A 13,021-nucleotide genomic window follows, 5' to 3' on the forward strand; every position below is an offset into this window, starting at 1 on the left:
TGCTCGCTGAGATCCCGGCCTCCGCCGGGATGACGGTTAGGGGTTAGGGTTGGTCTCCAAAGCGTTGATCCCCGCGTGCACCCGCGCCTCGATCTCGTCGCGCGGCAGGCCCGGCGGGATCACCTCGCCGAGCCGCATCGTGACGATGCCCGGGCGCTTCACGAAGCGACGGCGCGGGGCGACGACCCCGCTGTCGAGCGCGATCGGGATCACAGGCAGGCCGAATGCCTTGTAGAGGCCGGCAAAGCCCGATTGCAGCGGCGGTTGCTCGCCGGGCGTCACGCGCGTGCCTTCGGGAAAAATCATGATCGATCGGCCCGTCTTCTTGGCCGCCGCTGCCGCCTTCAGCATGGCGCGTAGCGCGCTGGCCGAACCGGTGCGATCGACCGGGATCGTGCCATATTGGCGGGTGACGCGGCCGAACAGCGGGATCGTGTCGAGTTCGCGCTTGAGCACCGCGATCGGCTTGTCGCCGACCAAGATGATTTCCATCGTTTCGTACATCGACTGGTGCTTGGAGGCGATGAAGTATTGGCCGGGGGGCAGCGTGCCTTCCACGCGGGTCCGGATACCCAATATGTAGCGGGCGCACCACCGGTGGAAACGCGCCCAATAATAGCCCGACACGGTCCGTTCGGCATGGACGAAGGGCAGCAGCACGATCGCCCACAGCACCATCAGCGCGGTGCCGACATAGAAGATCAGTGCGAACAAAGCGGAGCGCAGGAAGGCGATCATATGCCGATCAGCGCCGCCACGCGCCGCAGCAGATATTTGTCATATTCGCGCACCAGCAGGACGAGGCCCGGCTCGCTCGGCACCGCATCGGACAGGATCGTGACCCCGTCGGTCGCGTCGCTCAGGTCGAAGCGGCCGCGCGACATGTGCCAGTCGGACGTGATGAGGCGGATCGACTTGTAGCGGTTCGCCTTCACCCAATCGGCCGCCTCGGTTGCGTTCGATCGGGTGTCGACCGATTCCTGGCCCAGGTCGATGCAGCAATCCATCAGCCGCACCGGCGCCTTGAACTGCTTGGCGAACTCATGCGGCTTCACCCGCCGATCGACGCCCGAGACGAGCAACCGCTTCGCGCGCTTGGCCTCGATCAGCTCGATGCCCCGCTCTATCCGCCCCGACGCGCCCGTCATCACGACGATGCCGTCGGTCACGGCGTCGTCGGGCGCGGGCTGCGGCAGGAACAGCGCGAAGATCAGGAATCCGGCCATCCACAGCACCGCGCCCAGGCCGATGATCCGCATGATCATAGCCGTCGCCTCAACGATGCGAGAATGGTGAGCCGCGCTGCGATCATCGCCAGGATCGTGCCCGCGATCGGCAGCAAAGCCAAGAGACCCCAGGCCGCGATCGGCAGCCCGATCGTGCCGAGCAGATCGGATCCGACCGCGACGATCCGTTCGCCTACTGTCACGATGACGAGGCTGGCGAGCAGCAGGCCCACCATCCCGCCGGTCAGCGCGTCGAGCGCGATGCGCCGCTGGAACAGCGAGGCGATCTGCCCGTCGGTCGATCCCAGCAGGTGCAGAACCTCGATCGTCGCGCGATGCGTGTTGAGCGCGGCGCGCGCGGCCAGCACGACGGTGAACGCCGCCGCCGCCGCCATCATCAGGACGAGAACGCCCGCCAGCCAGCGCAGCGACCCCATCAGCCCGGCGAGCGGGCGCAGCCATTGCGCATGATCGTCGATCCGCGCGGCCGGGCTGATCTTCTTCGTCATCCAGCGGACCGCCGTGGGCGCGTTGCCCGGTTCGGGCGCAAAGGCGATGTCGATCATCGCGGGCACGGGCAGGTCGGTATCGGCGAGGCCACCGCCCAGCCACGGGCGCAACAGTTCGCCCATCGCCGCATCGCTCACCCGCTCGACCCGCGCGACGCCGGGCAGGGCCTTGGCCCCCGCGATGATCCGCGCGGCGGCGGCATCACGGCGCGCCTGGTTGGCATCGACGATCTGGATCGTGACCTGTGCGGTCAGGCTTCGGTCGAGCGAGCTGGCGGCGAGACCGAGCGCGAGGCCTGCGGCGGCCGCCAGCACCATCAGGAACATCATGATCGCGATCACCCAGGGCATCGGCCCCGATGGCCAGCCTTCGGGCAATAGCCGCCGTGCGGCGCGCCCGCCGACCCATTGATCGCGTTCGCGCGCCATCAGCCGCGCCTCGGCGGATAGCGCAGCGTGCCGGTGGGATCGGCGATATAGCCTTTATCGAGCCGCATCAGCTGCGCGCTCGGCACGCGGGGAACGAGGTGGAGATCGTGGGTCGCGACGAGGATCGTCGTGCCCAGCTTGTTGAGCGCTTCGAACAGGTAGAGCAGCCGTTCGGCCATCTCCGGATCGACGTTGCCGGTCGGCTCGTCGGCGACCAGGATTTCGGGGCGGCCGATCACCGCGCGGGCGATCGCGACGCGCTGCTGCTCGCCGCCCGACAAAGTGGGGGGCTTGGCGTTGGCGCGGCCAGACAGGCCGACCCATTCCAGCATCTCGCGCACCGGCTGGTCGATATCGGCCTCGGCCACGCCATTCACGCGCAGGGGCAGGGCGATATTCTCATAGGCCGACAGATGCGGGACCAAGCGGAAGTCCTGAAACACCACGCCGATCCGTCGGCGGAAGCCTGGCATGCGCTGGCGTGGCAGCGTGACGACATCCTCGCCGAACATGCGGATCACGCCGCGGCTGGGCCGCTGCGCCAGATAGATCAGGCGCAGCAGGCTGCTCTTGCCCGCACCCGAAGGGCCGGTCAGGAAATAGAAGGCGCCCGCCGCCAGGCTGAAGCTCAGATCGGACAGCGTCTCGGCCCCGCTGCCATAGCGCAGGCCGACATTGTCGAACTGGACGATGTTGCCGGCATCCGCCGAAACCATAAGGGAGGGTGCCTCGTTCCTGTGCCGCCCAGCCCATGACATAGCGGTTGCGGCGCGACAATCCTTGCGGACGAGTCAATGGCAGGTCTAGGAAGGTGCGCAGATGATCATTTCCTGCCCGGCGTGCAACACGCGCTATCTCGTTCCCGATACCGCCGTCGGCCCGACCGGCCGGCAGGTTCGCTGCGCCAATTGCCGTAACAGCTGGTTCCAGGAGCCGCCCGAGCTCGATCTCCCGCAGCCCGCCGCGCCGTTGCCTGTGGCTCCCGCGCCGGAACCAGAGCCCACCGTCGCCCCGCCGCCCCCGCCTGTACCCCCGAGCATCCCCGAGCCGGAGGTTGTCGCCAATTATGGCGGGGAGGCCGTCACCACGCCCGATCCGGTCACCACCGCGATCGCGCATCGCCGCCCGCGCCGCAACACGACGAAGCTGTTCACGATCATGGCGGCGATCATCGCGCTGCTGCTGCTCGCCGCGATCGGCGCGGTCTTCGCGATCGGGCCGAACATGCTGGCGAAGACGGTGGGCATCACGCCTGCGCCCGAGCCGCTGTTCATCAAGATGACGCGCAATCCCGATCGGCGCGAAACCGCCAGCGGCAACGAATTGCTCGTCGTCGCCGGCCGCATCGTCAATCCGACGCAGGAAACGCAGACGGTGCGCGATATCCGCGCTGAACTGCGCGATACGCAGGGCAAGACCGTCTATAGCTGGACGATCACACGCCCCGTCGCGACCATCCCGGCGGGCGGTTCGGCCGATTTCGACAGCGCCGCCGTCGATATTCCGCGCGGCGCCAAGAACCTGCACCTGAGCTTCGTAAGCCCCACCGGCGACTGAACCGGATCGCTTTTCGCCGGTTAGAAACATCGGACAAGGCGAAGGAGCGAGCATGCGGATCGGAATCCTCACGGGCGGCGGCGACGTGCCGGGGCTCAATGCCTGTATAAGGTCGGTCGTCCTTTCCGCGCTCGATCGGCAGTGGGACGTGGTCGGTTTCCGACGCGGCTGGCAGGGTTTTCTGGAGATCGATCCCGCCGATCCGAACAGTGTCGCGACCCACACGATCGCGCTGGATCGGGAGGCCGTCCGCGGGATCGACCGGGTCGGCGGCACGATGCTCCACACCTCGCGCACCGATCCGCGCACCGTGAAGGGCGGCGATCGTACCGCGCATGTCCTCGACGTGCTCGACAAGCTGGGCATCGACGCGATGATCACGCTGGGCGGGGATGGCACGTTGCGTTTCTCGGCGCATCTCTCGGCGCAGGGCTTTCCTGTCATCTCGATCCCCAAGACGATGGATAATGACGTGTTCGGGACCGATTATTGCATCGGCTTCTCGACCGCGATCACCCGATCGGTCACCGCGATCAACGCGCTGCGCACCACCGCCGAAAGCCATGAGCGGATCGCGGTGGTCGAACTGTTCGGCCGGCGCAGCGGCGAGACGGCCCTGCTCTCGGGCTTTCTTGCGCAGGTCGATCGCACCGTGATCTCCGAAGTGCCGATTGATCCCGACCGATTGATCCCGCTGCTGGTCGAGGATCGGTTGAGCCGCCCCGGCCGCTACGCGATGTGCGTCATTTCCGAAGGCGCCACGATTGCGGGGGCTGAGGTGGCCGCCGACGATCGCTCGCTGTCCAATACGCAGCGCCAGGCGGAGGCGATCGGCGGCCGCCTGGCGCGTGCGATCGAGGAGAAGACCGGGCAGGGCACGATCGTCCAGCAACTCGCCTATCTGATGCGCGCGGGTGAACCCGACGCGCTCGACCGGATGGTCGGCTTCGCCTTCGGTGCGATGGCGATCCAGATGATCGGCAGCGGGGAGACGGGGCGCATGCTCGCCCTGCGCGACGGCAATTATTGCGACGTCCCGATCGACACGCTTTTGAGCGGCACCAAGACCGTCGATGTCGCGGGTCTCTACGATCCCGAGACCTATCGCCCCAAGCTCATTCACATCCGCGGCATGCCGATGTTTTTATATTGATCGGAATCGGTGTTGCGTCCCCCCGAACGCTTTGCTAGGGGCACCCGCCTACCAGCATCCCGGCCCGCCGGGATCCTACTCGGTGTGCGGTCGTGGCGGAACTGGTAGACGCGCAACGTTGAGGTCGTTGTGGCCGAAAGGCCGTGGAAGTTCGAGTCTTCTCGACCGCACCAAGCCCTTTGATTTAAAAGGGTTTTTCGTAATTTGGCACAGCCAGAAGTTTGGTGCACCCAAGGGGTGCACCAAACTTACGGAATCCCACCAAATTGCGCGTCACGAGTGGCTGTTCTGCGCGCAATCTCGGTCATAGCGGTGGCCCACACTCATTCCCGAAAGCTGCCATTGGGCTAGAGTCGAACAATTTGAACGTCGTTGAGGCGATTGTTCGATCTTATTGGGAGGATAGTTGCCTGCTCGATCGTTCGGTTGAAAACGCCACCCGATCAAGGATTTCCGTTGATCGGGTCGTCAACGATGGCAGGAAAAGCCATTCGTTGCTGGCGGCGTTGCGGGTCAGGTTGGTGACCATATAGCCGCGACGGCTGGTGTCGCACCATTTGAGCTTCGGATTCGTTGCGATGAAATCCGCCGCGATCGTCTGCGGATCGCCGCCGAAGCGCTTGTCGATGCCCAGTGACGAGACGCTGTGCCCGGCGAACTCGACGCCCACGGGCGCGCCGTCATGGATAAGATCGGATGCCCACGCATTGTGGCTGTCGCCGCTAAGCACCACCAGATTGGCGCGGGCGTGGGCGGCGGCACCCAACAGGCGGTCGCGCGCGGCGGGATAGCCGTCCCAGCGGTCCATTCCTTCCGCTATGCCCATCTGCGTGAGCATCGCCGCGAAGCGCAGTTCGGCCTCGGCATTCGGCCCCGGCCTGACGGTCGGCGCGTACCAGGACGATGTGACCTTGGGCAGCAGGATGGGCGCCATCACCGTCTGTTGCGCCAATATCTGCCAGCGCGTTCCGTCCCGCGTCGATCGCGCTATCGCGTCAGTCAGCCATTTCTCCTGCTTCGCGCCCATCATCGTGCGCGCGGGATCGGCGAGCGGGCCCTTCCGAAACGCCTCGGCCGCTACACGCGGATCGCCGCCGGCGCGCAGGATATCGCTGAGTTCGAGTTGCTTGGTGCGGGCGATCAGCCGGGTTTCGAGACGGAACAACGTCGCGAGATCGCCGATCTGATAACTGGCATAATCGGCGTCGCCCATCGGCAGCCATTCGCGGAAGGCGCGAACACCGGCCGCCTTGCGAACATCCCAATTGCCGTCTTCGGGCCCGTGGTTCTTCGCGCCTTCGGTCCAGCTGTTGTTCGCCGTTTCGTGATCATCCCACATCACAATCATCGGGAAACGGCGGTGCAGTTCCTGCAGCGCGGGATCGGCGCGATAGCTGGCATAGCGAAGTCGATAATCGGCCAGCGATATGGCCTCCCCAGTCGGCATGATCGCGCGCGACGTCGCCAACTCGGCGATCGCATCGGACCGGTCGGTCGGCGATTCGTAAATATAGTCACCGAGATGGACGATCAGGTCGAGATCGTCGCGCGCGGCGGCATGGGCATAAGCGTTGAACCAGCCCGACGTGGCATTGGCGCAGGAAAAGACGCCGATGCGGAATGCATCGATCGATCCGGCCGGCAGCGTGCGGGTGCGGCCGATCGGCGAGATGCTGCCGTCGGGGGCGATGAAGCGATAATGATACCAGCGGCCCGGCCGCAATCCGCTTGGCCGCGCATGGGCGCAATGATCGTTGATCGGCGATGCGGTCGCGGTGCCGCGGGCGGCGATCCGTCGGAAGCCTTCATCCTCGGCCACCTCGACCTTCAGTCGGGCTTCCGCGCCATCCGCCGTGACGAAACGTGTCCACAGCGTGACGCCGTCGCGCGAAGGATCGCCACTTGCCACCGAATGGGTGAAGCCGGTTGCGGGCGCCGCGCCGAGCCGCGTCGGCGCAAACAGCGATAGGGCCGGCGCCAGTGCGGCGGCCTGAAGAAGCGTGCGGCGATCCCAGAGAGCAGGCATGGCGACTCCTATTTTCGCGCCGCCTACCACGCGCTTTGTGACAGCGCGGTGACGCCCTTCGGCGCGAAATTCCGGGGTTCGCGCATGTCATCGATCGGTCATGCCGGGGCAATATGAGAGTCTTAACTCTCGTTTAGGCGCTCCTCCGGTGACGCGATGCAACATCGCTTTCCGGGGGACGGTTCAATGCAGAATTTCGCATCGAAGATGGCGCATGTCGGCGGCTTTGCGCTCCGCTTCGCGATGCTGGCGGGCGCCAGCATTCCGACGATCGCTTTCGCGCAGGACGCGGCGAGCACCGCGCCGGCCGCAGCCGATGATATTCAGGGCGACGAGATCATCGTCACCGGCGCCCGCGCCCAGCGTCAGCTGGCAATCGAGCGCAAGCGCGATCAGGTGACGATTTCGGACGTCGTCGCCTCCGACGGCATCGGCAAGCTGCCCGATTACAACACCGCCGAAGCGCTCCAGCGCCTGCCGGGCGTGTCGGTCCAGATTGACCAAGGCGAACCGCGTTACGTCGTGGTGCGCGGTATCGATCCGAATCTCAATCAGGTGACGGTCGACGGCAATCTGGTCGGCATTCCCGAAGCCGAGGGGCGCCGCGTCGCGCTCGACACCATCCCGTCCGATCTGGTCGCCGCGATCGAGGTCGTGAAGGCGGTCACCCCCGATTATGATGCCAATGCGATCGGCGGCAGCATCAACCTCGTCACGCCGACAGCCTTCGACAAGAGCAAGCCCTTCACCTACGGCACGCTGCGCGGATCCTATAACAACAAGTCCGAAAAACTGGGCTATGGCGGCAGCCTGACGCACGGCGGCACGTTCGGCGCCGACAAGGAATTCGGCATCGTCGTCGCGGCCAGCTATTCGAAGCGTTACATCGACAGCGATCTGGTCGAACCGACCAACTGGGCGACGTTCACCACCGCCGGCACCTCGATCAACGCGCCGACCAATCTGGTGATGTTCGATTATCGGATCATGCGCGAACGCATTGGCGGGATCGTCAATCTGGATTGGCGGCCGAACGACGATACCCGCGTCTATCTGCGCACGATCTACAACGAGTTCACCGATCATGAGGAGCGCGATCAGTTCAACTTCGTGCTGCTCAACGGCGGCACGCCGACGGTGCTGAGCCCGACCTCGATCCGCTTCCCCAATGGCCGCGCCACCCGCCAGTTCCGCCAGAACAACCAGACGCAGAAGCTCTACAATATCTCGCCGGGCGTCGAATGGACCTTCGGCGCGGTCGAGGCGGAGCTGAACTACACCTACGCGCATGCGCAGGAACATACGCCGATCCGCGACGACCTGGAGTTCCGCACGGCCGCGAACCGCACCGCCACGTTGGATCTGTCGGGCAAGCGCCCGGCCTTCGCCGCGATCGATCCGACGCTCTACGATCCCGCGGCCTATCCGCTGCGGCGTATCCGCGAACGGCGCGAACAGATTGACGAGGATCTGCACACCGCCCGCGCCGACTTCAAGATCGCACTCGATGGCGGTGCGACCAACACCTTCGTGAAGGTCGGCGCCAAGTTCATCGATCGCGTGAAGGATCGTGACAATCAGCAGTCGCAGCGCGACGCCGTCGGCAATTCGACCTTCGCTCAGACGGGGCAGGTGCTGTCGCCGCCGGACGATTTCTACAACGGCGAATATATGTTCGGCCCACGCATGAACTATCAGGGCGTGCTCGATTTCTACAATCGCAACCCGCAGCTGATCGCGCTCAATGCCGCGCAGACCGCGATCAACAATGCGTCGCTCGATTATCGCATCCATGAAAAGATCTACGCTGGCTACGTCATGGCCAATGTCGAGCTGGGCGATCTGACCGCGATCGGCGGCGTGCGCATTGAGCGGACCGAGGGGCGATACAACGCCAACCAGCTGCGCACGACCACGGGCATCACGCCGCTGCGCTTCGGCAAGAACTACACCCACGTCCTGCCGAGCCTGCACCTGAACTACAATGTCGCGCCCGACTTCAAGCTGCGCGCGGCATGGACCAACACGCTCGGCCGCCCGAACTATGACGCGGTCGTGCCGACCTTCACCGAAGACAATGGCGCAGGCACGGCGGGTAATCCGAACCTCAAGCCCTACACGTCGATGGGGCTCGATGCCTCGGCCGAATATTATCCGGGCAGCGACAGCATCGTCGCGGTCGGCATGTTCTACAAGCGGCTGAAGAACCCGATCTTCACCCAGACGATCCAGAACACCAGCTTCGCCGGCGTGCCGCTCACCTCGCTGTCGCAGCCGCTGAATGCCGATCGTGGCGAACTGTTCGGGATCGAGGCGAACGTGCAGAAGCGCTTCACCTTCCTGCCCGCGCCGTTCGACGGCTTCGGCATGTCGGCCAACGCAACCTATGTGAAATCGAACGTCGATGTGCCCGGCCGGACGAGCGAGGATCTGCCTTTCTTCCGCCAGTCGGACTGGATCGCCAACGCGACGCTCTTCTTCGAAAAGGGGCCGTTCGAGGCGCGCGTGGCGCTCGCCTATCGGTCGTCCTACATCGAAAATGTCGGCAGCGCGGCGCAAGGCACGACGGCGGATATCTATGCCGGCCCGCGCACTGTGCTCGATGCGCGCGTCAGCTACCGCGTGATGAAGGGGGTCGAACTGTTCGCCGCCGCCTCCAACCTCAGCGAAGCGCCGATGACCTTCTATCAGACGACCAAGCGCCAGACCTATTCGCGCGAAGTCTATTCGTGGAATGGCGACTTTGGCGTCAGCGTGAAGTTCTGATCGCGTAGATCCAGGCCCCCGCGCGGCATTGTCGTCGCGTGGGGGCCTAGTCCCTGTGGAGCCTTCATCGCCTATTGGATCGACTTTGCCGGCGACGCATGCAAACGATGAAGCATCCTTCACGATCGGATGCCGAAGAGAGGATCGCTAATGCCGACCGCGGGCGGGCGCGCGAAACCGCAGCAGGGGCGTTCGCAGCAGACCTATGAACGCTTGCTCGACGTCGCAGGCGAACTCGTTGCCGAACAGGGCTTCGAACGCATCTCCACCAATCTGATCTGCGCGCGCGCCGGGCTCGCCCCCTCGGCGCTCTACCGCTATTTCGAGGACAAATATGCCGTGCTCGAAGCGCTGGGCGAGCGGCTGATGGTGCGGCAGAACGAGGCGCTCGAGGCGTGGATCGCGCGGCATCAGGGCGGCGGGATCGATCAGATGCGTGGCCATATCGGCGAGTTGCTGCACGACACGGCGGTGGCGACCAACAGCGTGCCCGGCGCGGTGTGGATATTGCGCGCGTTGCACGCCTCACCCCGCATGGTGCGCATCCGTCTGGAATCGCATCGCTATGTCACGGACAGGCTGGCGGATGCTTATGCGCCCTATCTTCCTCACGTCGATCGGCAGGAATTGTGGAGCCGCCTGCGGCTGTCGGTCGAAATCGGCTTCGCGGTCGATGAGATGCTGCAGGAGGAGGATCGCGTCTCGCCCGAAGCAGTGACGCGCCAGACCGCCCAGATGTTACGCGCCGGCGCGATCGAATAGGGCGCGCGGCGGGCTGGCCGCGTCCAGCGGCCAGGTCGGCTCAGTCAGTCGAATATTTCCTATAATTCTACAATCTCTCTCCTTGGAAACCTTTGCCATTCGATATTGACGCTCCTGAAAAATATTTGACGCGATATCGTAGCCGAATTGTCATCGACGGATGGAATAGCCGCCCCGCAAGTTGCAGGGTGTCAGGGAAAAAATCCCGCGCCCTCGTCATAAGGGGGCGTGAATGTCGAAGAAATCCATTTTGATGCTGTCTGTTGCTGGCTGTTTCGCCTTCGCTTCTCAGGCGAATGCCCAAGTGGCTCCCTCCGCCGATGCAGACATGAGCGATGCGCACGATATCGTGGTGGTCGGCAGCGGCCAGACCCGCTCGGTTTCGAGCTTGACGCCGGCCAGCCTTGATGTCCTGCCGCCGGGCACCAGCGTGCAGAAGGCGCTGAATTTCCTGCCGGGTGTGATGGCGCAATCGATCGACGCACTGGGCGTCAACGAACAGTCGCTGACGCTGCAGGTCCGTGGCTTCAACACCACCCATCTCGGCTACACGCTCGACGGCATTCCGCTGGGCGATGGCGCCTACAACAACTATAACGGCCTCACGATCAGCCGCGCGCTGATCTCCGAAAATCTCGGCCGTGCCGAATTGGCGACCGGCATTGCCGGCCTCGGCATTCCGTCGACCAGCAATCTCGGCGGTGCTTTGCTCTATACGTCGAGCGATCCGCGCAAGAATCTGGGCATCGAGGCGAGCCAGACGATCGGCGAGGAGAAATCGTACCGCACCTTCGTCCGCATCGACACCGGCGAATATAATGGCTTCTCGGCCTATCTGTCGGGCCATTATGCGCAGCAGGATCTGTTCGTCGATCAGGGCGCCTACAAGAAGTCGACCGGCAAGCAGCTCAACGCCAAGGCCAAATACGAATTTACCGGCGGCACGATCACGGCCTTCGTCGACGTGTCGCGCACCAACCAGGCCGACGACGCCTATCTGTCGAAGGATATGCTCAACCGCTTGGGCTATGATTGGGCCGGTTATGCACCGAACTGGCAAGCCTATCTGGGCGTGGCCGCCTGCACGGTGACGACGACGCCGACCCGCTGTGCCGCCGCCCCTGCACCGCAGAAGAATGCCGACGTCACCTTCACGAACGGCCAGATCCTTCGCAACGACGAACTCTATTATCTGTCGGGCGATTTCGATCTCACCAAATCGCTGAAGATCGGCGCGAAGGTGTACCACCACAAGGACAAGGGCGCCGGCAACAACTTCATCACCGGCCTGTCCAATCAGGGTACGACGACGACGACCGACGACGTCCCCGTCCAGATTCGCGACACGCGTTACACGATCGATCGCACCGGCGGCCTGGGCACCATCACCTGGGACATCGGGATCAACCGCCTCCAGGCGGGTTTCTGGTATGAAGGCAATACCAGCAGCGCGGCGCGCTACATCCGTCAGGACGTCACCGGCCCGTTCAGCCTGGCGAAGTTCCTGAAGGGCCAGCCGGCCAGCGCCCAGTGGGTGCAGGAAACCAAGTGGAAGACCCGCCAGTTCTTCGTCGAAGACACGGTGAAGCTGTTCGACGACGCGCTGAGCATCGATTTCGGTTTCAAGGGCACCTATTCGAAGTCCGCCGCCACCGCGCTGCCCGGCATCGCCAGGACGCCGCCGCCGGCCTCGAGCCAGTTCGCGACCGGCACGCTGGTGGCCGAGGACAATTTCCTTCCCGAAATCGGCGCGCGCTGGAAGATCGCGGAAGGGCATGAACTGTACGCCAGCTATGCCGAAAACATCGCCATGTATCAGGGCGGCTTCAAGCTAGGGCCGCAGTCGGTCAGCCAGGCGATCTGGGATCTGCAGGGCAAGACGCTGAAACCCGAAACATCGAAGAGCTTCGACGGCGGCTATCGCTTCGTGAGCAACCAGGTGCAGGTTTCGCTCGCGGGCTATCACGTCAAGTTCAACGATCGTCTGCTGCAGTACAATCCGTGCCCGACCAACCAGCAGCAGAATCCGGGTTGCGGCAATTCCTTCCACAATGCCGGCAGCGTCACCAGCAAGGGTGTCGAACTGGGCGTCCTGTGGCGGCCGCTGCCGTGGCTGAACTGGTACAACTCCGCCTCGCTCAACGAGACCGAATATAATGACGACCTGAACTTCTGCACGACCACCTGCATCCTCTACGCCACCAAGGGCAAGCAGCAGGTGGATACACCGAAGAAGATGTTCGCCAGCACGCTGAGCGTGAAGAGCAACGGTTTCTTCGCCTCGGTCCAGGGCAAATATACCGGCGAGCGTTTCTACACCTATACCAACGATCAGGGCTTTGGCGGCTACACCACGGTCGATCTGGGCTTCGGTTATGATTTCGGTGAGTTCGGGGCGCTCAAGCGCGCCAAGCTGTCGCTGAACGTGACCAACCTGACCAACAAGCGTTATGCGTCGAACTTCGACAGCAGCGTGTTCGCCCCGAACGATCCCACCGGCACGATCGTGGTGTTCCACTCGTCGGCGCCACGGCAGATCTTCGGGACGCTCAGCGCCGCTTTCTAAGGGAATGGCGGGGAGGCGGCCCGGTCG

10 protein-coding genes and 1 tRNA gene are annotated in these 13,021 nt (G+C 64.2%); 6 read left to right on the forward strand and 5 right to left on the reverse strand.

The window, feature by feature from the left end; genetic code table 11:
• Positions 1-36: 36 nt before the first annotated feature.
• From EOD43_RS15260 to ftsE, 4 genes are read right to left on the reverse strand one after another with little or no spacing between them, the layout of a single operon-like run.
• Positions 37-738: a lysophospholipid acyltransferase family protein gene (locus tag EOD43_RS15260; protein ID WP_127744907.1), complete on the reverse strand. Its 702-nt coding sequence runs from the start codon at positions 736-738 to the stop codon at positions 37-39.
• Positions 735-1,265, reverse strand: a complete 531-nt coding sequence (locus EOD43_RS15265; protein ID WP_127744908.1) for a YdcF family protein — start codon at positions 1,263-1,265, stop codon at positions 735-737. Before EOD43_RS15265 ends, EOD43_RS15260 begins: the two co-directional genes overlap by 4 nt.
• A complete protein-coding gene (locus EOD43_RS15270; protein ID WP_127744909.1) occupies positions 1,262-2,164 on the reverse strand; it encodes a cell division protein FtsX in 903 nt (300 codons plus the stop codon). The genes EOD43_RS15265 and EOD43_RS15270 overlap by 4 nt, the downstream gene beginning before the upstream one ends.
• Entirely contained in the window at positions 2,164-2,880 is a 717-nt protein-coding gene (gene ftsE, locus EOD43_RS15275) for a cell division ATP-binding protein FtsE (protein WP_127744910.1), read from the reverse strand. Before ftsE ends, EOD43_RS15270 begins: the two co-directional genes overlap by 1 nt.
• 103 nt (positions 2,881-2,983) lie before the next feature.
• On the opposite strand from ftsE, the gene EOD43_RS15280 reads away from it, so the two are divergent.
• The 3 genes from EOD43_RS15280 to EOD43_RS15290 all read left to right on the forward strand — a co-directional run bounded on the left by EOD43_RS15280 (position 2,984) and on the right by EOD43_RS15290 (position 5,047).
• Positions 2,984-3,721, forward strand: a complete 738-nt coding sequence (locus EOD43_RS15280) for a zinc-ribbon domain-containing protein (protein WP_127744911.1) — start codon at positions 2,984-2,986, stop codon at positions 3,719-3,721.
• A 52-nt stretch (positions 3,722-3,773) separates the two neighbouring features.
• Positions 3,774-4,874: a 6-phosphofructokinase gene (locus tag EOD43_RS15285; protein ID WP_127744912.1), complete on the forward strand. Its 1,101-nt coding sequence runs from the start codon at positions 3,774-3,776 to the stop codon at positions 4,872-4,874.
• Positions 4,875-4,960: 86 nt separating this feature from the next.
• Positions 4,961-5,047, forward strand: a tRNA-Leu gene (locus EOD43_RS15290).
• A 218-nt stretch (positions 5,048-5,265) separates the two neighbouring features.
• Here EOD43_RS15290 and EOD43_RS15295 read toward each other — a convergent pair.
• Positions 5,266-6,900, reverse strand: coding sequence for an alkaline phosphatase D family protein (locus EOD43_RS15295; RefSeq protein WP_127744913.1), 1,635 nt, complete (start codon positions 6,898-6,900; stop codon positions 5,266-5,268).
• Positions 6,901-7,086: 186 nt separating this feature from the next.
• Here EOD43_RS15295 and EOD43_RS15300 point away from each other — a divergent pair, with 186 nt between their 5' ends.
• The 3 genes from EOD43_RS15300 (at position 7,087) to EOD43_RS15310 (ending at position 12,994) form a co-directional block, all read left to right on the forward strand.
• Positions 7,087-9,666 (forward strand): TonB-dependent receptor, encoded by a 2,580-nt coding sequence (locus tag EOD43_RS15300; RefSeq protein WP_164857255.1) that lies wholly within the window; start codon positions 7,087-7,089, stop codon positions 9,664-9,666.
• A gap of 150 nt (positions 9,667-9,816) precedes the next feature.
• Positions 9,817-10,428, forward strand: a complete 612-nt coding sequence (locus EOD43_RS15305) for a TetR/AcrR family transcriptional regulator (protein ID WP_127744915.1) — start codon at positions 9,817-9,819, stop codon at positions 10,426-10,428.
• Positions 10,429-10,660: 232 nt separating this feature from the next.
• Positions 10,661-12,994, forward strand: a complete 2,334-nt coding sequence (locus tag EOD43_RS15310; RefSeq protein ID WP_127744916.1) for a TonB-dependent receptor — start codon at positions 10,661-10,663, stop codon at positions 12,992-12,994.
• Positions 12,995-13,021 lie beyond the last annotated feature (27 nt).

This window comes from Sphingomonas crocodyli, from assembly GCF_004005865.1.
In the GTDB taxonomy this organism is placed as follows: domain Bacteria; phylum Pseudomonadota; class Alphaproteobacteria; order Sphingomonadales; family Sphingomonadaceae; genus Rhizorhabdus; species Rhizorhabdus crocodyli.

Excerpts from the sequence above, each read along its gene's own strand:
- EOD43_RS15305 (WP_127744915.1), top strand. The coding sequence starts at position 9,817 with ATGCCGACCGCGGGCGGGCGCGCGAAACCGCAGCAGGGGCGTTCGCAG.
- EOD43_RS15295 (WP_127744913.1), bottom strand. The coding sequence starts at position 6,900 with ATGCCTGCTCTCTGGGATCGCCGCACGCTTCTTCAGGCCGCCGCACTG.
- EOD43_RS15260 (WP_127744907.1), bottom strand. The coding sequence starts at position 738 with ATGATCGCCTTCCTGCGCTCCGCTTTGTTCGCACTGATCTTCTATGTC.
- EOD43_RS15285 (WP_127744912.1), top strand. The coding sequence starts at position 3,774 with ATGCGGATCGGAATCCTCACGGGCGGCGGCGACGTGCCGGGGCTCAAT.
- EOD43_RS15270 (WP_127744909.1), bottom strand. The coding sequence starts at position 2,164 with ATGGCGCGCGAACGCGATCAATGGGTCGGCGGGCGCGCCGCACGGCGG.
- ftsE (WP_127744910.1), bottom strand. The coding sequence starts at position 2,880 with ATGGTTTCGGCGGATGCCGGCAACATCGTCCAGTTCGACAATGTCGGC.
- EOD43_RS15280 (WP_127744911.1), top strand. The coding sequence starts at position 2,984 with ATGATCATTTCCTGCCCGGCGTGCAACACGCGCTATCTCGTTCCCGAT.
- EOD43_RS15265 (WP_127744908.1), bottom strand. The coding sequence starts at position 1,265 with ATGATCATGCGGATCATCGGCCTGGGCGCGGTGCTGTGGATGGCCGGA.
- EOD43_RS15310 (WP_127744916.1), top strand. The coding sequence starts at position 10,661 with ATGTCGAAGAAATCCATTTTGATGCTGTCTGTTGCTGGCTGTTTCGCC.
- EOD43_RS15300 (WP_164857255.1), top strand. The coding sequence starts at position 7,087 with ATGCAGAATTTCGCATCGAAGATGGCGCATGTCGGCGGCTTTGCGCTC.